At 45.7% G+C, this 20,243-nt stretch carries 26 protein-coding genes and 1 pseudogene; 12 read left to right on the top strand and 15 right to left on the bottom strand.

Annotation, left to right across the window (positions count from 1 at the left end):
- Positions 1-21: 21 nt before the first annotated feature.
- Positions 22-213 (top strand): hypothetical protein, encoded by a 192-nt coding sequence (locus ANME2D_RS17855; protein WP_157833959.1) that lies wholly within the window; start codon positions 22-24, stop codon positions 211-213.
- 48 nt (positions 214-261) lie between these two features.
- Here the strand turns inward: ANME2D_RS17855 and ANME2D_RS04190 are convergent, their stop codons facing one another.
- Together ANME2D_RS04190 and ANME2D_RS04185 are read right to left on the bottom strand one after the other, a co-directional pair.
- Positions 262-1,056, bottom strand: coding sequence for an exosortase-associated EpsI family protein (locus ANME2D_RS04190; RefSeq protein ID WP_048089358.1), 795 nt, complete (start codon positions 1,054-1,056; stop codon positions 262-264).
- Positions 1,020-1,835, bottom strand: a complete 816-nt coding sequence (locus ANME2D_RS04185; RefSeq protein WP_048089357.1) for an exosortase/archaeosortase family protein — start codon at positions 1,833-1,835, stop codon at positions 1,020-1,022. Before ANME2D_RS04185 ends, ANME2D_RS04190 begins: the two co-directional genes overlap by 37 nt.
- A gap of 265 nt (positions 1,836-2,100) precedes the next feature.
- On the opposite strand from ANME2D_RS04185, the gene ANME2D_RS04180 reads away from it, so the two are divergent.
- The 4 genes from ANME2D_RS04180 to ANME2D_RS04165 all read left to right on the top strand — a co-directional run bounded on the left by ANME2D_RS04180 (position 2,101) and on the right by ANME2D_RS04165 (position 5,013).
- Complete coding sequence (locus ANME2D_RS04180) at positions 2,101-3,327, top strand: multiheme c-type cytochrome (RefSeq protein WP_048089356.1); 1,227 nt, start codon at positions 2,101-2,103, stop codon at positions 3,325-3,327.
- A gap of 36 nt (positions 3,328-3,363) precedes the next feature.
- Positions 3,364-3,765 carry a DUF126 domain-containing protein gene (locus ANME2D_RS04175; protein WP_048089355.1) on the top strand — a complete coding sequence of 134 codons (402 nt, stop codon included), beginning with the start codon at positions 3,364-3,366 and terminating at the stop codon, positions 3,763-3,765.
- Positions 3,762-3,980 carry a hypothetical protein gene (locus ANME2D_RS18375; protein ID WP_048089354.1) on the top strand — a complete coding sequence of 73 codons (219 nt, stop codon included), beginning with the start codon at positions 3,762-3,764 and terminating at the stop codon, positions 3,978-3,980. The genes ANME2D_RS04175 and ANME2D_RS18375 overlap by 4 nt, the downstream gene beginning before the upstream one ends.
- Before the next feature lie 85 nt (positions 3,981-4,065).
- Positions 4,066-5,013: a cytochrome c3 family protein gene (locus ANME2D_RS04165; protein ID WP_157833958.1), complete on the top strand. Its 948-nt coding sequence runs from the start codon at positions 4,066-4,068 to the stop codon at positions 5,011-5,013.
- Positions 5,014-5,016: 3 nt separating this feature from the next.
- Here the strand turns inward: ANME2D_RS04165 and pyrG are convergent, their stop codons facing one another.
- From pyrG to mtrE, 11 genes and pseudogenes are all read right to left on the bottom strand, one after another.
- Positions 5,017-6,594 (bottom strand): glutamine hydrolyzing CTP synthase, encoded by a 1,578-nt coding sequence (pyrG, locus tag ANME2D_RS04160; protein WP_048089352.1) that lies wholly within the window; start codon positions 6,592-6,594, stop codon positions 5,017-5,019.
- A gap of 78 nt (positions 6,595-6,672) precedes the next feature.
- Positions 6,673-8,163 carry a DUF2193 family protein gene (locus ANME2D_RS04155; protein ID WP_157833957.1) on the bottom strand — a complete coding sequence of 497 codons (1,491 nt, stop codon included), beginning with the start codon at positions 8,161-8,163 and terminating at the stop codon, positions 6,673-6,675.
- A pseudogene (locus ANME2D_RS04150) lies at positions 8,160-8,324 on the bottom strand (5,10-methylenetetrahydromethanopterin reductase); the annotation flags it as partial. The gene ANME2D_RS04155 and the pseudogene ANME2D_RS04150, both read right to left, overlap by 4 nt.
- 68 nt (positions 8,325-8,392) lie before the next feature.
- Positions 8,393-9,313, bottom strand: coding sequence for a tetrahydromethanopterin S-methyltransferase subunit H (mtrH, locus tag ANME2D_RS04145; RefSeq protein ID WP_048089349.1), 921 nt, complete (start codon positions 9,311-9,313; stop codon positions 8,393-8,395).
- Between the two features lie 9 nt (positions 9,314-9,322).
- Entirely contained in the window at positions 9,323-9,487 is a 165-nt protein-coding gene (mtrG, locus tag ANME2D_RS17265) for a tetrahydromethanopterin S-methyltransferase subunit MtrG (RefSeq protein ID WP_081810127.1), read from the bottom strand.
- A gap of 4 nt (positions 9,488-9,491) precedes the next feature.
- The gene (gene mtrF, locus ANME2D_RS04140) at positions 9,492-9,695 is read right to left on the bottom strand and encodes a tetrahydromethanopterin S-methyltransferase subunit F (protein ID WP_048089348.1); all 204 of its coding nucleotides are present in this window, start codon (positions 9,693-9,695) and stop codon (positions 9,492-9,494) included.
- Positions 9,692-10,387: a tetrahydromethanopterin S-methyltransferase subunit A gene (locus tag ANME2D_RS04135; protein ID WP_048089347.1), complete on the bottom strand. Its 696-nt coding sequence runs from the start codon at positions 10,385-10,387 to the stop codon at positions 9,692-9,694. Before ANME2D_RS04135 ends, mtrF begins: the two co-directional genes overlap by 4 nt.
- Positions 10,384-10,731 carry a tetrahydromethanopterin S-methyltransferase subunit MtrB gene (gene mtrB / locus ANME2D_RS04130; RefSeq protein ID WP_081810125.1) on the bottom strand — a complete coding sequence of 116 codons (348 nt, stop codon included), beginning with the start codon at positions 10,729-10,731 and terminating at the stop codon, positions 10,384-10,386. Before mtrB ends, ANME2D_RS04135 begins: the two co-directional genes overlap by 4 nt.
- Positions 10,691-11,473 (bottom strand): tetrahydromethanopterin S-methyltransferase subunit MtrC, encoded by a 783-nt coding sequence (mtrC, locus tag ANME2D_RS04125; RefSeq protein WP_048089345.1) that lies wholly within the window; start codon positions 11,471-11,473, stop codon positions 10,691-10,693. Before mtrC ends, mtrB begins: the two co-directional genes overlap by 41 nt.
- The gene (gene mtrD / locus ANME2D_RS04120; protein ID WP_048089344.1) at positions 11,470-12,192 is read right to left on the bottom strand and encodes a tetrahydromethanopterin S-methyltransferase subunit D; all 723 of its coding nucleotides are present in this window, start codon (positions 12,190-12,192) and stop codon (positions 11,470-11,472) included. The genes mtrC and mtrD overlap by 4 nt, the downstream gene beginning before the upstream one ends.
- A gap of 2 nt (positions 12,193-12,194) precedes the next feature.
- On the bottom strand, positions 12,195-13,076 hold the full coding sequence (gene mtrE / locus ANME2D_RS04115) for a tetrahydromethanopterin S-methyltransferase subunit E (RefSeq protein WP_048089343.1): 882 nt from the start codon (positions 13,074-13,076) through the stop codon (positions 12,195-12,197).
- 240 nt (positions 13,077-13,316) lie between these two features.
- Between mtrE and sdhC the strand changes: the two genes are divergently transcribed.
- Genes sdhC through ANME2D_RS04095 form a run of 4 tightly spaced genes read left to right on the top strand, consistent with a single transcriptional unit; the run spans position 13,317 to position 16,480 of the window.
- Positions 13,317-13,715 (top strand): succinate dehydrogenase, cytochrome b556 subunit, encoded by a 399-nt coding sequence (gene sdhC, locus ANME2D_RS04110; protein ID WP_052368559.1) that lies wholly within the window; start codon positions 13,317-13,319, stop codon positions 13,713-13,715.
- Position 13,716: 1 nt separating this feature from the next.
- Positions 13,717-14,070 (top strand): hypothetical protein, encoded by a 354-nt coding sequence (locus ANME2D_RS04105; protein ID WP_052368558.1) that lies wholly within the window; start codon positions 13,717-13,719, stop codon positions 14,068-14,070.
- Complete coding sequence (locus ANME2D_RS04100) at positions 14,070-15,779, top strand: FAD-binding protein (protein ID WP_048089342.1); 1,710 nt, start codon at positions 14,070-14,072, stop codon at positions 15,777-15,779. The genes ANME2D_RS04105 and ANME2D_RS04100 overlap by 1 nt, the downstream gene beginning before the upstream one ends.
- Complete coding sequence (locus ANME2D_RS04095; protein ID WP_048089341.1) at positions 15,779-16,480, top strand: succinate dehydrogenase/fumarate reductase iron-sulfur subunit; 702 nt, start codon at positions 15,779-15,781, stop codon at positions 16,478-16,480. Before ANME2D_RS04100 ends, ANME2D_RS04095 begins: the two co-directional genes overlap by 1 nt.
- A gap of 28 nt (positions 16,481-16,508) precedes the next feature.
- Here the strand turns inward: ANME2D_RS04095 and ANME2D_RS04090 are convergent, their stop codons facing one another.
- The gene (locus ANME2D_RS04090) at positions 16,509-17,012 is read right to left on the bottom strand and encodes a hypothetical protein (protein ID WP_048089340.1); all 504 of its coding nucleotides are present in this window, start codon (positions 17,010-17,012) and stop codon (positions 16,509-16,511) included.
- Between the two features lie 148 nt (positions 17,013-17,160).
- Between ANME2D_RS04090 and ANME2D_RS04085 the strand changes: the two genes are divergently transcribed.
- Complete coding sequence (locus tag ANME2D_RS04085; protein ID WP_048089339.1) at positions 17,161-17,664, top strand: amino acid-binding protein; 504 nt, start codon at positions 17,161-17,163, stop codon at positions 17,662-17,664.
- On the opposite strand, the gene ANME2D_RS04080 is transcribed toward ANME2D_RS04085, so the two are convergent.
- A complete protein-coding gene (locus tag ANME2D_RS04080) occupies positions 17,658-18,500 on the bottom strand; it encodes a hypothetical protein (protein ID WP_048089338.1) in 843 nt (280 codons plus the stop codon). The genes ANME2D_RS04085 and ANME2D_RS04080 overlap by 7 nt on opposite strands.
- 113 nt (positions 18,501-18,613) lie before the next feature.
- Between ANME2D_RS04080 and ANME2D_RS17260 the strand changes: the two genes are divergently transcribed.
- Together ANME2D_RS17260 and ANME2D_RS04075 are read left to right on the top strand one after the other, a co-directional pair.
- A complete protein-coding gene (locus tag ANME2D_RS17260; protein ID WP_081810124.1) occupies positions 18,614-18,787 on the top strand; it encodes a CooT family nickel-binding protein in 174 nt (57 codons plus the stop codon).
- 23 nt (positions 18,788-18,810) lie between these two features.
- The gene (locus tag ANME2D_RS04075) at positions 18,811-19,827 is read left to right on the top strand and encodes a type II glyceraldehyde-3-phosphate dehydrogenase (RefSeq protein WP_048089944.1); all 1,017 of its coding nucleotides are present in this window, start codon (positions 18,811-18,813) and stop codon (positions 19,825-19,827) included.
- Positions 19,828-20,243: the final 416 nt, after the last annotated feature.

The raw sequence follows: 20,243 nt of genomic DNA, 5'->3' as shown, positions 1-20,243 counted from the left end.
TCTGCTGCCTATAGTATCAGCATGACCTTAAAGACAACTATTGCCGCAAATGTCAGAAGAAGGGGATTGGAGCAGGCACCAAGTGTACTTGAAGCCCACTCGTTCCAGTATCTGGAATCTGATATCAGCAGAGCGATGGAGAGAGAAACGATGAGGGAGACTGTTGCAAAGGCTCCACCCTGGGATATTACCTCGAAGGAGAAAGAGGTTTGAGTGTTCGAGACTGCAGCTATAATTCCCATATAACCTTTCCTTTTTTAACTAATCTTTTTGTCTGATTCCTATAAATACTATACCGATGGGCACTAAAACCATCAGTATTATAGCAAAGATCCCGAGCTTCCCGTATTCTGAAACCATATACTCTGCGACAGTGACATCCTCCTGTATTGCATCTTCGTACATGGTATTAAATAGCCTGTCCTCCACAAAATCCTTTATGTAATCAAAGGTCTCAGTTTCGCTACTCAAAATAGGGGCAGAGATACGTATCATAGTAACTGCGTCATTACCTGAGCCAAACTTCTTGAACATAAACCAGTAAACCATTATCTGTTTTTTACCTTCTTTGCTTATATCAAGCCTGTTTGCATAGAGTTTTGTATATGGATTTGGTTCATCTGCAATCGTGAATTGTGCAATGCTCTCTCTATCTATATTCCATCCTGCGCCTTCTACACATATCTTCTGCTTATGAAAACTCTCACCCACCTTGCTGTTTATGATATCCATCCAGATCAGGTCTTTATCCCGCTTATATGCCCTGCTCATGAGTATGTCCGCATTCAATTTTGCATAAACTGCATCGGAGTATTTGAAATCAATGCTATCCCATTCTCCAATGGTCTTTGGGAAACCCTTGATATCTTCCTTGGAATTATATTCGTATACTGTTTTAAGCAAAAGGCGGTTCCCTGTCTCACGCCAGTACTCAGTATCGGCTATTGTATAATCTGCGACGTTCTTCGGGGCAAGCAGGAATATCAGAACATAGGATAGGGCTAAAATGCCCGCCAGTATTAAAATATTCTTTTGAATCGTAGCCGTCCAAAACACCTCCCTACAAGGAATAATCCCACAAGAGCAACACTGAATAAGAGAAGGCTTGAGAAATCATGGAAAAAATTGATCGCAGTCTCCTGATCGTATGCATTGGCAATCGCCAGCACTGATGTAATCCGAATTACGTTTGCCACCAGTGCTAAAGGGATTGCTGATATAACGATTATAGACCTCATCAGCATCCCGCCCTCCAGGATAAAGGCATATATGGCCGCGATTGTCAGCAATGATATTATTGATCTAAGACCGCTGCATTCAAGCCCGACCTCAAATGTGCCTGCGGGGAGAATGAGCTGCAGTCCATCCCTCTCTACAGGTATCCCGAATATATTCGCCAGGTTTGAGGATAGTATTGCTGAGCCTGTCTGTATGGGCGGAGCAGCAGTATCCACGAAAGGGATGGGGATCATAAATAACAAGAACAAGAGTGGAAACTTGATCTTTTTTATGAACTCCCATCCAAACAGGAATAATATCGCACCTGAGATCGTTGCTATAAGGGATATGCCAGATATGGAAGGTGCGGTCCAGTTAGCCCCGATGCTGTGCAGTATGATACCGCTGACAAAGAGCACAAGGCCTTCCATAGATTGCTTTTTCTCTATACCGGCAAGCTCCTGTCGCATATTCCATATAATATATCCTGAGACAACAGGCACAAGAAAGCCGTGGGTATAATACGGATTGTATAACCACGAATCAATCAGCCACCTTAAAGTATCATAATAGAAAACTCCTGCTACTGCAATGAGTATAAGCAGAATGTATGTCATAACTCACACCTCTAGCCAACTTTTTTTAGAACTGTCAAATCCCAGTTTTCCCAAGATTCCACATATCTACTGAATACCAGATTTGTTTAAATACTTTTCACTTTCTATTGGAAAAAACTCAGGGTATTTATGTTCAATACGGCACCTATCAACTATAGTTAATTTTACGGTTTTAATTATTAATTATAACAAATTAATTTATATCATGTAACTTCATACGAGATAGTAGCAGACAGTGGACTGAGTGATTGATTGGAGATATATTATGATATCAAGAAAGTGGCTTAAAGTAATAGCTGGTACAGTATTTGGTTTAATGGCACTGCTGCTTATTCAGGTGGCGCATGCCGTGGAAGAATTCCAGATTAGCTATTCCTGCATAGACTGTCATCAAGACAGGTATAATGAATGGGCGCGTTCAATGCACGCTATTGCAGTGAGCGATCCTGTCTTTGAGGCAGCCTATATCAGGGCGCTTAAATCCGATCCCGAATACAGGTACTACTGCCTGACCTGTCATTCTCCAACAACGATAAAAACAAACGACTTTAACTTAACAAAATCAGTATCTATTGAGGGCGTTACATGCAGCTTCTGTCATACGGTCACTGGAATTGAGAATAACAGCTATGTCTTTAATCAGAGCAACCCTATGCAAGGCCCCTATGATGATTCAAATACAGATGCACACGACTCAGCATACTCTCCTCTGCTCACAACATCGGAGTTCTGCGCCGTGTGCCATGAATTCTCTATAAACGGGGTACCTGTCTATGAGACATATACTGAGTGGAAGGAAAGTCCCTATGCAGCCGAGGGCAAACAGTGCCAGGATTGCCATATGGAAACAAAGTCAGGAGTTGCTGCAAAGGACGGACCTGTCAGAGAGAAGGTTTACCAGCACTTCTGGTATGGTGGACACTCAGGGCAGTTTCTGGAGAAGGCTTTCCAGATAGAGTCCAGAGTTCAGCAGATAGGAGATAAGATCATAGTAACGCTCAACGTTACCAACAGCAACGTTGGCCACATGGTTCCAAGCGGCTTTCCATCGCGAAAAGTGATCCTGGATTTCAAAGCAAGTGATGGACAGGGAAAAATTATCTTCAGCGATCAGAGGGTCTATGCAAAGACCCTTCTTGATACATATGGCAATGAAGTAAATGATTTCTGGAAGGCAGCATCTATAGCCCGGGATAATAGGATCAAGCCAAAAGAGAGCAGAATCGAAGTGTTCGAGTTCGAGATGCCGGAGGGGATCAGCAAACTGAATACTCAGGCCACGCTGATCTACCAGCTCAATGCAGAGATAATCACCAGATCAGTGGAATCCATGAACGTGGAAATAGCGAAGAATGAAGGAACAACATTGCTCAGCAGAGCAGCAGCAGTAGAGATAGTGAGTACTCCGAAAGAGGCGCCGACAGCAGGATGGGCTGGATTCATTGCAATCATGGTAGCAGCGGTATTACTGAGTAGAAAAAAGAGGACGTAGAAATATATACTGTGGGAACGATATGAATTAATTAACATGATTAAATTCCATGCCCATATCGTCTCCCGCGGCCGCGCCGAAGGAGAGGCGCTGGTAACCTCCCAGCCAATATCATTTCTGGGAAGCGTTGACCCGAGGACAGGAACTGTGGTTGAGAAAGGGCATGAGCTTGCTGGAGCTAGCATAAAAGGGAAAATACTGGTCTTCCCCGGCGGGAAGGGCTCAACCGTGGGCTCGTATGTGATCTACCAGCTCAAGAAGAACGGTGCAGCACCCTCTGCCATGATAAACATAAAAGCTGAGCCCATCGTTGCAGTCGGTGCCATAATATCCGATATACCGCTTGTGGATAAGGTGGAGAAGAACCCTGTTACCACAATAAAAACAGGGGATAAGGTTTTAGTGGATGCGATTGTAGGAAATGTGGAGATTCTATGAACGATGAAAAGGGTTTTATGGAAATAAAAATGAGCGCAGGCTGGTATATGACCATCTCGCTTCAGAAAAGTGACCGATTTGAGGGAGAGAAGGAATACGTGGAGATAGCAAAGGAAAGGGGCGGGCAGAAGCGCGGAAGGTTCAATCTCAATCCCAAGTACGCAAGGGCGCTGGGCGAGGCGCTTATCAAATTTGCGGATGAGAATGGATTATGAAATATAGAACAGGAATTGCCCTGTAAATCAAAACAAATATATAACTATAATACATAACATATTATTAAGCACAACGGTGTAGGATATGGGAATACTAAGAATAATATGTTTAATAGCCATAATGACTGCCGTACTCACGGTGTCAGCATATGCAGCAGAACCGAATTTTTCAGCATCTTCCCTGACAGCAGGTGATGTCGATTGTAAAAAATGCCATGCGGATACCCCGCATATAATCCATGTCAAAAAACCAGTGGATTGCGCTAATTGCCATGGAGATAAACAGTCTGTATCAATACCTCAGTGTACAAAGTGCCATGATGGGCCAATTCACAAGGTACATGCCGGGAAAGTGGGCACCCAGACTTGTTCTTATTGTCATAAAAACATAGATTCAGTGCATAATGCCCAGATCAGCGATGCTGTATGCGCACACTGCCACAGTAACCTGACAGAAGTCCACGGGAGTGATGATTCATGTACAAAATGCCATAAATCCCCTCCTGAGATCGTGAAACCCTTAAAAGCAGAAGGTATGGTACTGGTATGCCAGAACTGCCACCCTCAGACAAGCGTGGCGACCATACACGGTGGGGCAGATGAGAAGAAAGGGTGCTATAACTGCCACAAAGGAACCTCAAAGGCAGACGGTAGTGAGATACCGCATGTGATCCATGCAGCAAAGGTAGACTGTAAAGGATGCCATGAAGAGAATAAAAATGTGATAGTCCCTCAATGCACCAAATGCCATAATATAGATAACCTTCATGCTTTTAACAAGATAGGAAAATTAACATCCGCGAGCGGATTGAAGTGCTCGGTCTGTCACCCGGGAGAGTCGGGGTTGTCAGGACCGAAAGCTACACCGCCTAAATCTGAGGAACCCTCAGCCCAGAATACAAGTGGTGTGGAACCGGTGATAACAGAAACAACCCAGGAAGCAGGGAATGCGGAAATCCCCGGGTTCGGAGGTATACTGGCAACAGCGACGCTGCTCACAGGTTATCTCCTGGTGCGAAGACTGAGACGTTAATATTCAATCAAGCGCTGCCTTCACAAATGCCAGAAATGGAGGTGAGGGCTTTCCTGGTCTTGATCTGAACTCAGGGTGGAACTGCGAGCTAAAGAAGAACTTATGGTCCGGTATCTCGGCAATCTCCATCCTGTGGTCGTTCCTGCCTGTGAACCTCATGCCCTTTGCCTCGATCTGTAATATGTACTTCGGGTTCACCTCATACCTGTGCCTGTGGCGTTCTATGAGATGATTATCCCCGTACAGTTTGCTTGCAAGTGAGCCTTCTGTCAGTACAGCTTCACAATTACCAAGACGCATGGTACCTCCCATACTCCTGATATTCTCCTGCTCAGGCAAAAGATCGATCACAGGATGATCGGTATTTGCAAGCTCTGAGCTGTTTGCATCCTTAAGCCCTACCACATTCCTTGAAAATTCGATCACAGCAAGCTGCATGCCAAGGCACAATCCAAGGTATGGTATGTTATGCTCACGCACGTACTTTATTGCAAGTATCTTGCCCTCTGTCCCGCGCACACCAAAGCCGCCAGGAACTAAAATCCCGCTGTATTTCTTAAGCATATTGACAGCATCCGGGTTTTTCTCAAACGTCTCAGCATCAAGCCAGTCGATCTTAACCCTGCAGCCGCATTCTATCCCTGCGTGCTTGAGTGCCTCGTTTATGCTTATGTAAGAATCCTCAAGATGTGCGTATTTTCCAACTACTGCAACGCATATCTCCCTGTTGATGGATGCCATCTTTCCCATCAGTTCATCCCATTCATGCGATGCTTCCTTTGGAGTAAGTTTGAGCTTCTGCATTAGATAATCTGAAAGCCCTTCCTGCTCCATGAGGGTTGGAACATTGTATATATCCTGGGCATCATGCGCGCTTATTACTGCTGATACTGGAACATCGCAGAACAGGGCAACCTTTGATTTGGTATCTGCAAGCAGGGGTTCTTTACACCGCACTACTATTGCATCAGGTTGAAGTCCCAGGCTTCTAAGTTCTTTTACTGAATGCTGAGTGGGCTTTGTCTTCTGCTCACCCTGCGTATCCAGCGGTACCAGGGTCACATGTACGAAAGCTATATCCTCTTCTTTCTCTTCGCTGTGCATCTGGCGCATGGATTCAAGGAAAGGCATGCTCTCAATGTCTCCGACCGTGCCGCCCACCTCTATGATACAGATATCTGCACCGCTTTTTTTAGCCACTCTTCTGATACGCTCTTTTATCTCATTGGTTATATGCGGGATGATCTGCACCGTCTTCCCGAGGTAATCTCCGCGGCGCTCTTTTTCAATAACGCTCAGATAGACCTTGCCTGTGGTGATGTTATGGTCACATGTAAGCTCGATATCAAGGAAACGCTCATAATTGCCAAGGTCAAGATCGACCTCTGCCCCGTCCTTGAGTACAAATACCTCACCGTGCTGGTACGGGTTCATGGTTCCTGCATCAATATTGATGTATGGATCTATCTTGATAGCAGTTATATTGAAACCCTTGTTTTTCAGGATACGACCGATGGAGGCTGCTGTGATGCCTTTTCCAAGCCCGCTCATCACACCGCCGGTGACTATAATGTACTTCATGTCCCTATTTTAGTCAAGCATTGTGCTTATATTTAATGGGTTGTAATAGTGATCACTTCCCTGGAGCTCTTTCTTCAATCATAGCACGCTGTTCAATCTGGGAGATACACAGTAATCGCATTTCGATGGTAAGTATCTTGAAGTGGCGCAGTTCTTGCACATCTCTACTGGCGCGAGGGGTTTTTCTGGCGCTTGCGCCACGGCATTTACCATGGCAACGATACTGGGAGGCTCAGGTGCAAGCAGACAGGGCTGGTCGATGAAGCGCAGAAGCGCTGTAGCTCTTACAGTAATAGCAGTGAAAGGATATGCGTATGCCTGGACATTGTTGAGTTCAGGGTTGTTCCTGACGGGCGAGAGGTCAATAGGTACATCCATCACCTTCTTTCCTCCACCTCTTGGCTTTGGCGCATTTATCCTCTCCCCGCGGGTTGCGAAATCTAAGAAATCGTTAACATGCAGTTCTCCTACCATAGGTCTATCAAAAGGATGTGTGAGCACAAAATTCTTGAAACGCTTCTGCATCATGTCCTGGATGTAATCAGGAGCGAAGCCGTCCCATGCCAGAATATCTGCTATGGCCGAGGCGCTGGCGCCAGTGGCTATGGAGGCTACATCGAACGGGCTTTTTATTTTATCTATTGAAAGAGCAGATTTCAGGGTATTTGTCGCTACTTCAGATACTGACTCAAGGATGGCCATGCACGTATCGTCCCTGCATAACTTATAGTAAGATGATCCGATATGATGCCCGATGTCTCCAACATGCGTGGGAAGCATTACGATATTCGCGGGATGAACACCGGCATCGAAAGCCGCTTTCACTACGGGTGAGAATTTCTTCCTATACATATCAAAATATTCAAACCTGTCGTAGGAAGTATGACCGAGTTCTCCCATGAGATGTAGCATGGATTCAGCAGGCTTATCCCATATCCATTTCAGGTAACGTTTCTCCTCGTCTATGGCTTTCTTTACATCTCGCGTAGCACCGAGGACTCTGGTGTAAATATCCCCGAAGACATAGATCCCGTTCAATCCCCAGGATTTTGCAGATAATATAGCCTGTTTATATTTTTTTTCGACCTTCGCCCTTGCCATTATCTGCGCCAGCACATTGAAAGTGCTTCCCGGAAGGGCTGCAAAGTCCTTGGAAGATATTATCCCGTAGAAACCGTTATGCACCCTCGTTGCTTCGATACCCACAATATCTTCGGATTCATCTATAGTTTCTATGAATATCTCAACTGCTCTCCGAAACTCTGGATCCAATTCATACATTATCTCAAGAGTTATGGGCGTCTGCTGCCACTCAAGAAAGGCAGTATCCAGAGGTGTAATGGTTTTTGTGAGTGAGGTGAGGATATCGTAATGCAGCAGCAGGGATCTCTGGTATAAGTCCATAGCTTCTTTTGACTGCTCCTGTGAGCACTCAAAGGCTTTGATGACGTTCACATAGGGACGTGTGTGCTCAAGCAGGAAATCCTCGTATCTGTGGGTCTTTATTGCCTGTACTGCTGCATTCTGGGCGGATATGGCATCATTCACTACTTTCTCGATCAGGTTCATTCTTTCCTCCATCTACTGATAATCTCTTTTCCAATCATTTTAATTGCCCTGACTCTATCAGGACCAAGGGGTGAGCCTGGAATTATCTGGGTCACTCCTGCGTCCACAAGTCCTTCTATCCGTTCCATGCATTCAGCAGGCGTGCCGCAGATAGAGAATGCCACGAGTTCAGCAAGTTTATGAGCAGGTTCATTTGCCAGGAATTCAATGCCAAAGCTTACCATAAGTCTCACGCCAGTTGATATGGATGTATTTCAGCATGTCCTATCCCGAAATCCTTTATTGAATCCGCCATGAGAATATCCGTCATGGCAACCGCAGGCGCGGCGTATTTTGCGTTCTCGATCGGGCCTATGAATAAAGAATTGGCGCCGGCAGTTATGCCTATGGTATTCGCTGAGATATCCGCTATCCTTCGCTGTTCGATCGAAGCATTCTTGTGAAGCCATGCCCATGAACTTGGAATATTATGAGCGCCAACGCCTGTGGGCAAACCGTATCTTGCCTTTACCACTGAGAGTAAACGAAACGAGGAGCCTGCCCCCTGACCGAATGGCTGAACCCCGGGGTCGTAAAGGATCTTCTCAAACCCGCATTCTTTTGCGACCGCAAGAAGTCCTTTTTCCGTAAATCCTCCGCCGTCTTCAAGAAGCGCTATCCTTGCTTTTACGCTCGGGTCCTGCATGTTAAAGCCCAGGATTATCACACCCTCAATTTTCGATTTTGTGAGCGCGGCTATTTCCTCGCTATCGATCATCATGTTAATTGCGTTATACATGGTCCGGGAGGCATAATTATTCCTGGAGGCATGCTCAAGACCTGTAAGCCTGGCCTTCTTGTCTGCGGAGTCAATTATGATCGGCGCTTTTGTATGATCTGCCACGAAATCCAGTCCTTTTTTCATGAGTTCAGGCGTTAAACCTACGACCTGGAACATGAAAGGAAGTTTGTGCTTCTCGCCCACTTCTTCGACCTCTCTTATAAGCGCCAGAGCCTTTGATTCGTCGAATTTATTGCTCTTTGCATCCACGATCTTATGCCCGTCATAGAATATGGTAGGTATCAACACTGTGGGGTTCTCGCCAACCTGACCTCCGATTTTTATGCTCCCTATTTCGATTAATTTTTGCTCTCTTGCGAATTTGAACATACCTGCCTCCTATAATCCTAAAAGACTAATTATCAACATCGCCACAACTACTCCATATAAGAACCCTATCCATCTCCCGATGATCGTTCCGCGCTGCTGTAGTATCTCCGCAGATGAGAACTCAACTTTTTCCTCGATCTTATCCAGCCGCTCCATTATGCTGTCGTAATCCATATTCTCACCTCATAACCATTGCCAGAAAAACAAGCCCGAGAGCAAGCAAAAACCCGAAAACAAAATAGGCTCTTGCTCTCAGATTGAAAATACCGGAAAATGTCCTCTGGTCTCTTCCGATGATCATGACGCGCCTCTCAAGCTCGCTCACCATGCGGTTCAGTTCTCTTGCATTTGGAGACACAAGCAAAGGTATCTTCTCGTTCATAAAAGCCTCATGATAGCAAAAAGCACTAAAGTTACAACAAAACCTGCAACAAAGCCCTGGAATAAGCCTGATGTAAGACCTGACATTACCTTCTGCACTTTTCCCAGGTCTTTTACCTCGCCCTCTATAGCACGCACCCTTGCCTCGATAGCAACAAGCTCAGGAGATACTGTTGTTACGCCCTCTTGTTTTTCTTCTTTAGCCGCTCCCATCGTTACAAGAACAGGCTCCCATTTGCAGGGTTCTTTTGCTGTCAGGGAATCTATGGTTTTTTCTATACTGTCAATATTCTCAATATTCATCAGGTCTATAATTTCAACCTGCTCCCTCCAGATATTGATCTGGTCTTCCGGGATGTTACTGATGTATGGTATCGCGCCTTTTGCCCCTGTAATCCGCCCTTCTTTATCGATGCCGCTTTTCTTGAGAGCTATTATCGCATCCCCTGAGAGATGCCCGTGCACCTCTGCCCCGCATACCACAAGATACCTGATGCTGGTATTTGATATGATGTTGGCTACCACCTTCTCAATACCTATGTTCTCCGTCTTCATCGTGCCGACTATGGCTGCTCTCTTTATCAGCCTGTTCTTATCAAGCTCGCTTGCAAGCGTAACTATCGCAACCTGCTTATTCGGGTCCCCTGCTGTGTATTCCCCGCGCACAGGCGGCCAGTCCGGTACAGAGGTCACAGGTTCACCCCCAGAGCAAGGATTATGAAAATTGCGATGAGAAGTCCTGCCATGAATCCATAAATGAAATTTGTAAACCTGCCAAGATTAAGATAAATTCCCTCCCTGTTAGGATATGAGACAAGAGGCGCTGTCATGGGGTCAAGCGACCTGAATAGATCGTTGGCAATATCTTCAAGCCTGTCGATCTTATCCATGACTGGAGCAAGATTAACAGCAACCTTCTCAGAAGCCATCTCAGCTACTGTACCCGAATATGGGTCAATGGCAGCCGGAACATCTTCATCTATTATGGCGTACATCTCAATGCTCCGCAGGCGGATAGCCTGTCCATGCAAATTCATAGGTATCTTCTTTCACAGCAGAGAACCATCTCTTAACAAATATAACAAAGCCTGCCGCGCTCACTATGATTACCGAAATACCTGTAAAAAATAGAGCCTCTGAGAACAAAAGAGCGATCAATCCAAATAACGCGGTGGTCATGCTTGCCTCGACTGCGCTTAAACGAAGCGTCCTGCGCTGGTTCTCTCCTGCCCCCATGCTGCCGTTAAAGGGATGGAGGATAGCAAGTGTAGTAGCGATGTATATAAGCGGGTAGGTGATGTAAGCATCAACAGTTGTAACACTGGCGGAATACTCGGTCAGCATGCCCAGAAGGAACATGGCTATAATAGCTGTTGATGAGGCAAGAATGGCGCTATCGCGTATCATCACAGGTATCTTCATTTTAATTATTCTCTGGGCGCAGATGCCCGTAACAGCGCCCACTATAAGGGCGCTTAGGATCTCAAAATAGGGGCTTACGAAGTTATAGGCAGGGTTGATGAACTGGGATATGAAAGCAATGGTCGCCCCGACTGCTGTACCCCAGTACCCAATGGATGCCGTTCCCGTGCCAAGCCCGTATCTGGCAACGCTGCGGACTGCATTTGCGCCGCTCAGGAATGCCGGCCATATCAGAATAACGGCAATGGGTGTTACGGGGTGGTAAAACTTTACCATTAATATCGCAATTATTCCAGGGACAAGAGCAATAAAATAAAGCTCTTGAGATGTGAATTCTTTTTTCATGTCAGTGCTCATTGTATCACCACTGCCGCGATATATATGATCATTGCAATTACCGAGCTTACGATAAAACATGATACCAGGGTCTTTGGGGTTTTTCTGATCTTCTGATCAAACATGCCTTCAGTCTTTCCAACAAGCGTGTATGCAGGAAGGACACAGTTTATTAAGAAAACCCCGCCGGCGATAAAGCCTGATATCGTGAATGCCGCATCCTGTCTTAAAATCGGAACAAGGAGCGTATATACCGCAAATAATACAAGCGCGCCCCCTGTTCCTCCGATGAACGCCCCGATAAGCCCGCTGAAATTGGTCTGAACCGGCATCCCATGACCATCCGTGCCCGGGGATATATACGGTTTCTGGTCCCAGCCTGAGATCGCATCCTTTGTGCTTTTTCCTGTTATGCTCTGCCCTGAAGCAGTTTGACCTGATGCCGGGGGAACACCTGTGCCGAATGCATTGGCAATATTTCCACTCAGAATGGTCAATGCTACCATGAGGGCAGAGGCAGTAGCGCCAGAGGCCAGGACCACGCTCAAACCACTGTCGATTGAATACGAGGCTGAGAGAAGACCAGCCATCCCTGCTCCTGCCGACAACATGCTTGGACCTGTGGCTATACCAGTTGCGGCTGACATAGCTCCTGTTGCGCTTGCAGGGATAAAGTGCACGCATATGCCAACAAGCACACCTCCCAGAATTATTGCGAAGAATGCTGTTACTGGTTCCATTTTTACCTCATAAAGGGTCCGTATTTATCTCTTGTATATTTCTCAAGACGCACAGTTACAATAAATATGATAAGGATTATACCAAGCTCTACAATGACCGATGTCCAGACGCCTGCGAAATCAAAAACTCTTGATAGAGAATCAAGGAATATTAGCAGTCCAAAAGCAAAAGCGGTTACCATTGCCCCGAATCTCAGGGTGAAATAAGGAGTATCTACCGAATTACGATATCCATATTCTCCTTTGATATCGATATCTCCCTGCTTTGCGATAGGTATGCCTGAGCCGAACATGTAATGCTGGTAAAGCCTCTCAGCGCCATAGTGAATATCTCCTGTGGCAGAACCAATCGAACCTATTGTAATGCCCAGCAATAAAGCGATAAGCGGGACTGAGAATGGGTTATTAAGCATCATTCCTGCTGTGAATGAAAGAAGCGTTAGAGAGAAAGCAGTTAAAAACCCGAAAGAAATGCCAAGAGGAAGCGCAGAGAATATTGCATCCCAGTACAGTGGCTGCCTGAATGTCCTCATACTTGCGATCCTTGAAATATGGGCAAGGATACCGTAAAGACCGAGGAGAAGTGCAGAAACAAGAGCGCCAATAACCGAAGAAAGAATTACAGAATATAAAGTGCCCATAGCCTCAAGCCTTACTGAAAGAAGAACAGCGACGGTTGCAGCCGTGGTAACCCAGAGAGCATTCGCGGGCGGCTCCCCTGAGATAGCTTTATTAAAATACCTGTGGCGATGCCCGATCTGAGGAGCCAGTTGCACCTGCGAGTTTGGGTTGCTTGCAGAGCCAGCGTTGGATTCGCTGTCTTCAAAGATGCCTGCGAGGAAGGCAAGCAGACCTGACAATGCAGCTCCAAGTAACGGTAACATGAGAGCACAAACAAAAGATATATACTATATACGTTTCGAGTTTTGAATAATAATTATCCTAAAAAGGATAATTTTCTGTTATAATTGCCCTAAAAGGACTATCTTGCGCTTGCCCTCGCACTTTTTACGGGTCTGCTCTATAAAAGAAACATATAAGTGATATGATCCCCTATAAGAGATACAATTTACAATTATAAATAATGAAGATATGACAGGCAAAGAAATCATCAAAGCAAAAGTATGTCATTGAAAGATTCACAGCTTAAAATACTTCTCAGGACAATTCTCAATTCCGATGAACCAGGTACCCTTGCGTATGTGTTTCACCGCCTGACAGGCATTATTCTGGCAGGTTATCTTTTTTTGCATATATGGACGATCTCCAGTTCAACCATATCACCTGCTGCATTTGATATGAAACTGGGAGCGTTCAGCCGGCCTCTGTTTCTTGTCCTTGATGTTGCTCTTCTTGCAGCAGCCTCTTTCCATGCCCTTAATGGAGTGCGGATAATATTTTTCGATACGGGGATAGGAATAAAAAGACAGAAGCTGGGTTTTATACTGGCTATTGTACTGACCGTCATCATCGCACTACTTGCGGCAAAACTTCTGGTCCCGGTAATCTTTGGGGAGGGGTGATATGAACAGATATTTTAGTACTATCCCGTGGCTGCTGCAGCGCATAAGCGGCGCTGTTCTTGTTGTTCTCCTGGCCGTCCATTTCTGGGTAGGACACTATGCAGACTGGGGTGAGCCCATAACATTTGCAGGTGTGCAGATGCGGCTCCAGAGCACTGTATTTATAACCATAGATCTTATCCTCCTTATGTTAGTAGTATTTCATGGTCTAAACGGAGTTAGAAATATCATTCTTGATTATCCTGCATTCTTACCGCATAACAGGCCTATCTCGCTTATCCTGTTCATCATCGGAATCGCAACTGTTATTTTCGGTATCTATGCATTGTATCCATTTATAACAGGAGGTGGATAATGCAGCCCGTTTTCCATCCAGTGCTTGTGATAGGAGGTGGTCTTGCAGGCCTTCGCGCGGCAATAGAAGCGAAGAAGTACTGCGATGTAGCTGTACTATCGATGGTCTATCCTGTCAGGTCCCATTCATGTGCTGCCCAGGGCGGGGTCAATGCACCGCTCGGGAACGTGCCTGAGGGCAGGGATGATACATGGGAAAAACATGCCTATGATACTGTGAAAGGCTCTGATTTTCTTGCAGACCAGGATGCAGTGGAAATACTCACAAAAGAAGCTTCAGAGCGTGTATATGAGATGGAGCACTGGGGCACGCCGTTCTCCCGCACGCCTGAGGGGCGGATCGCACAGCGGCCATTCGGAGGAGCAGGATTCCCCAGGACATGCTATGCAGAGGATACTACAGGCCATGCACTATTGCATACCATGAATGAGCAATCTGTAAAGAATAATATCAGGGTATATCCTGAGCGTTTTGTTCTCTCGCTTGTGGTCAGGAACAGAAGGGCCGTGGGCGCGATCGCATGGAACATGCAGACAGGTAAACTGGAAGCATATGCTGCCCATTCCATCGTACTTGCCACAGGAGGTGCGGGCAGGATCTATTCAAAAACCACCAACTCCCTGATCATGAGCGGTTCTGGTATGTTCCTTGCGTTCCGTGCCGGCGTAGCATTAAAGGACATGGAGTTCATGCAGTTCCATCCCACCACGCTTTACAGAACTAACATCCTGCTCACAGAGGGCTCAAGAGGTGAAGGGGGCTATCTCATAAACAGCAGGGGTGAGCGGTTCATGGAGCGATATGCTCCCTCTATGATGGAGCTTGCACCAAGGGATATCGTGGCACGGTCGATCATCACAGAGATCAAGGAGGGAAGAGGCATCAATAATGGGTATGTGTACCTTGATCTGCGCCATCTTGGTGAAAAAATGATCGATGAGCGCCTGCCAGGTGTCAGGGAATTGTGCCTGAACTTTATTGGATTAGACCCTGTTAAAGAACCCATCCCTGTCCAGCCTGCACAGCATTATACGATGGGAGGCATAGACTGCAATGTAAACGGTGAAACAGAGATAGCAGGTCTGTATGCCGTGGGCGAATGCTCATGCGTGAGCGTACACGGGGCTAACAGGCTTGGCGGGAACTCTCTTCTTGAGACGCTGGTCTTTGGCAAATGTGTTGGCGAGTCTGCTTCTGATTTTGCAGTGCGTGAACAGGGATCTGGTGAAAATAAAATAGACCGGGTTATCCTGGATGCAATAGAGCAGGAATACAAAAAAACCAATGAGAAGATGAAAGGCAGGGAAGGAGCAGAAAAACCGGCATCGATACGCAGGGATCTTGGACAACTTATGGTCAAAAAAGCGGGGATATTCAGACAGGAAGATCTGCTCAGGGAAGCCATAGATGGTGTAAGTGAGCTATCTCTTAGGTTCAAGAACGTGCATGTGAGCAGTGGTACTGTGTACAACCTCGATCTTTTACATGCTTTTGAACTTGAGGCCATGCTCTCACTTGCAGAAGTGATTGCTAAAGGAGCGTTTCTTAGAAAAGAGAGCAGGGGATCACATTACAGAACAGATTACCCTGAACGTGATGATGCTAATTTCCTCAAGCATACGATAGCACGGTACACACCCGATGGAATTAAAATTGAGTACAGGGATGTTATGATATCAAAATTCAAACCAGAGAAGAGAGTGTACTGATGGGGAATACGATCAACCTTAAGATTTTCAGACTCGATCCAGAGAATGCCAGGCATGAGCCGTATTACCAGACATATACAGTAAAGACAAAGCCAGGCATGACCGTACTTGAAGCGCTTTTTAATGTGCTTGATGAGCAGGATGGGACCTTATCATTCAGATACTCATGCAGGTGGGCTATATGTGGCTCCTGTGCCATGACCCTGAATGGCAAGTGCAGACTTGCCTGCAAGACGCAGATATCTGAATACAGAGGCACACTTACCATAGAACCGCTGCCAGGGCTTGATATTATAAAGGATCTTGTTGTCGACCTTGAGCCATTTTTTAATAATTACAGGAAGATCAAGCCGTACCTTGTACCGGAAGGTATGCCTGATAAAGAGAATATCCAGATGCAGGAGGATGTAGACCTGATAGAACCCCATATCAAATGCATCCTGTGTGCAGTATGCGAAACATCCTGCCCGATATCCTGGACAAGCAGGGAAAAGTACATAGGACCCATGGCGCTTACCAAAGTGTACAGGTTCAACCGCGATACAAGAGATGCAGGAGGAAAGGAGAGGCTTGAGGTAGTCAGAGGCGAAGATGGCGTCTGGCGCTGCCGCACGATATTTCGCTGCACTGAATACTGCCCCAAGAATATACCTATCACAGAGGCAATCCAGTTCTTGAAGAGGAAATCTGTTTTTAAGTAAGCACACCTTGCCGTTGTTCGCTTGAGATTTAAGCTATGTAACTGGCGCTTGACCTGTCAAAACCATCTACAAGCTCAAGTCCCATATCATCTGCTTTCCAGACTGCATCAGGGTACACAAGGTTCTTGTAGAAAGTAGTGGTATCTGCAGCCATCCGTGTAGCGAGATGGTCTTCCCCGAAGGTGTTTCTGGTGATCTCATAGACCTTTTGCCTTACTGCGCTTTCATCTAAATATCCCAGTGAATGCAGGTATTCATGCAGCAGGACGTGAAAGATATAGGGCTTGTAGAGCCGGGGATCTGTCTCCTTGATCCTGCGAAGGGGCACCTTGTTCAGCACTATGATATTGGAGCCGACAGGGTAGAAAGCTCCCAGGAATCCCTGCGGGTGGTTCCCCAGGTTCGCAAGGCCAAGCATGAGGCCTCCGCGGCTTTTCTTCTCCATGCTCTCCCACACAGATGCCTTTACAACCTCAAAGATATCTGCCAGTGTCCTTGAATTTTCAAATCGGGTATTAAAGTCTTTTTTCATGTTGTTCTTTTTTATCTCCGCTTATAGTCACATATGTTCGTATAATAACGAATATCCATATATCTGCTATTACTAAGTACTTTTCGGTCTGTACTGGCGGGCAGCGCACAATAAAACATTTGTATTAAGCACAACTATAATGTGAGTAATGTGGAGTGCAATCCAGGAGAAATTCAAAAACCATCCCGCACAGGAAAAAGTTGTCAGACTGCTCTTAGAGAGGGGATTCCAGATAAATGCCCAGTGCCGCGTCGTTTCGGGGAATATCGAGATAGCCCATACCCAGATAGCGAATGAGATTGGAGTTGATAGAAGGGTGATTGATGCTACATGTGAGACCATCCTGCGGGATAAAGAGCTTATGGAGATATTCCAGAATATCAGAACAATCCCTTTTCTCAGGGATGTAGCGCCATATCTTGGCCTTGGCGTGATCGTTATCACGCCCCGGAACGCAGCCCGAAAAGGACTCCTGGGTGCAGTGGCAACAGCAGTAGCAGAACACGGGGTTATTATCAGACAGGCTGTATCGGATGATCCCTATCTCACTGAAGACCCAAGACTCACGATAATAACAGAAGGCAGGGTGAGCGGAGAGCTTATAGATGCCCTTACCAGAATAGAAGGCGTAAAAAGCGTGACGATTTATTGATCCTCAAGCATCACGAACCCGTAGAACAGACTTTTCTCAATATCATTTAACCCGTCAATATCATCCCTCTCTACAGTCACACCACCAGCAGCAGTTAGAGTGCCATCTACCATGGATGTCTCGTGCATCACTATAGAACCTGCGGTTATTTTACCAAGAACCTTTGAGTTTCTCGCTATACTCACTTTTTCCCTGGAAACGAGATTACCATGGATTGTACAGCTTCTTCCTATAGTAATATTGCCTGCTGTACGCACACTGCCAAACAGCGTCACATGGTTTCCAATGGATGCTGAACTCGCATGGATATTACCGAGCAGGCGGCAGTTGCTGCCGATCACGGCAGGTGTGATAGTTTTTATTGTCTCAAGGCTGATCTTTGTCCTGTCAGGTACTGACATGAGCTTATTCTGAGGCGTATCATCAGAGAACAGCTCTTCAAGTGCTTTCTCAACCTCCTCCTCACTGCCCAGACGCAGCAGGGCCATTATGTAAAAGAATATGAACATGATTACAGGGAGAGGGTTGCGCACAACAAGCCATCCCCTGACATCGTAACCACCGTTGATCTTCACATTGTTTCCTACATTAAGATTCCCGGCAAGGAGTCTTCCTGAGACATTAACAAACTCGCCAAGATAGGCATCTGCCCTGGCCTTAATATCCCCTTCTATCTCAGACCACATATCTATCCTTACATCGTTTTCCGAGAGTATGCTGCCGTTAATCTTTACATGTTCTCCTGCCACCACGGTCTTTGCGATCAATCCAAAACCCAGCTCTGCATAATTTCCCACCACAACGTCACCGTCAACTATAATGAAGTGCTCCTCCATAACAGTATTTTCAGGTATGATCAGTTCTTTTAATTCGGGTATAGCAAAGTCTCCGACTTATAATAGTTACAGGGTATCATAAATCTTAATATTAACAAACCGAATTAAATGCCATGTGTGAACTCAAGGTAATTTTCAAAGGGAATACCATAATGGAAGATGTTGTACGTATAACTGCTGACAGGGATTCTATCAAACTCTACGGCATACTGGGTGATATAAAAACCATTCCGGGCAGAATAATAGATGTTAATCTGACAAAACAGGAAGCTATAATAGATGAATGAATAATTTAAATCAGGAGGAGAATATTATGAAAGCTAAAGTGGCAATAAACGGTTACGGAACAATAGGGAAACGCGTAGCAGATGCTGTGGCTGCTCAGGATGACATGGAAATTACAGGTGTTGTGAAAACAAGACCGAGTTTTGAAGCACGTATCGCGCAGGAAAAAGGATACGACCTATATACCACAGCCAGAGAGAATATCGAGCAATTCAAAAAATCAGATATAAAAGTCAGCGGTACGCTGGATGATCTTCTGGATAAAGCAGATATAGTGATCGATGCCACACCCGGGGATATCGGCGCTGAATATAAGGAATTATATAACAAACACGGTATCAAGGCCATCTGGCAGGGTGGGGAGGAACATGAACTGGCAGGTTTTTCATTCAATTCAGAGGCAAATTATAAGGAAGCCATAGGACGGGATTTTGCCAGGGTTGTCTCCTGCAATACGACAGGGCTTGTCAGGGTACTGTATGCTCTTGATACTGCATACGGCATCAGAAAAGCCAGGGTAACACTGATGAGGCGGGCAGCAGACCCGAATGATATAAAAACAGGCCCCATAAATGCTCTTGTTCCTGATCCGATCAAGCTTCCCTCACACCACGGGCCTGATGTGAACTCGATCCTTCCACACGTTGATGTTACAACTATGGCAGTGAAGACATCAACCACTCTCATGCATCTTCACGCGCTCAATATAGAATTAAAAGATACGCCAGGTGAAGATGCTATCATAAATCTCTTCAAAGAACGCCCGCGCATCAGGCTTGTAAGCAGCAGTGACAGGATAAAATCAACAGCCGAAGCGATGGAATTCGCAAAGGACATGGGAAGGCCAAGGGGTGATGTGTGGGAGAACGTGGTATGGAAGGACTCAATTTCTATCAGTAAGGGAGAGCTCTATTTCTTCCAGGCGATACACCAGGAGGCTGATGTGGTTCCTGAGAACGTGGATGCAATCAGGGCGATGCTTGAGCTGGAAAGGGACGGAGCAAGATCGATAGCGAAGACTAATAAAATCCTCGGAATTTGAGGGTTATACCTTCAGTAGCTAACACTTTTTAGAATACATCTTGTCGCAATCCCACCGCAAAGTCAGCTATGAACTGTGTTTCATAGATAACAATGAAAAAGACGATTAACAACGAACTCAAAACGAACTTAAACGAACTCATCAGCCCGAGTTCGTATCGAGTTCGTACCAGTTCGTTGTTTATATTAGCTGAACCACATCCGAGTCTAAGATGCGATATAGATTGAACTTTTTCATACCAGTTCGCAAAGGGAGCGAAGATTAATATGCTATGCTTTGCGTCCCAAAAATTTAAAGAGCATGGGGTAGAGTATGACGGGAAACTGAGGATTTATTCAACATAGCATCTTTGATTGTAACTACTCACCTTTTTTAAGCTAAAGCTTTGAGTATGTGCTCTTTTCCAGAGCTGAGAA

The sequence above is a fragment of the Candidatus Methanoperedens nitratireducens genome (assembly GCF_000685155.1).
GTDB classification, from domain to species: Archaea; Halobacteriota; Methanosarcinia; order Methanosarcinales; family Methanoperedenaceae; genus Methanoperedens; species Methanoperedens nitratireducens.
This window is presented reverse-complemented; position numbering and strand designations above follow the sequence as displayed.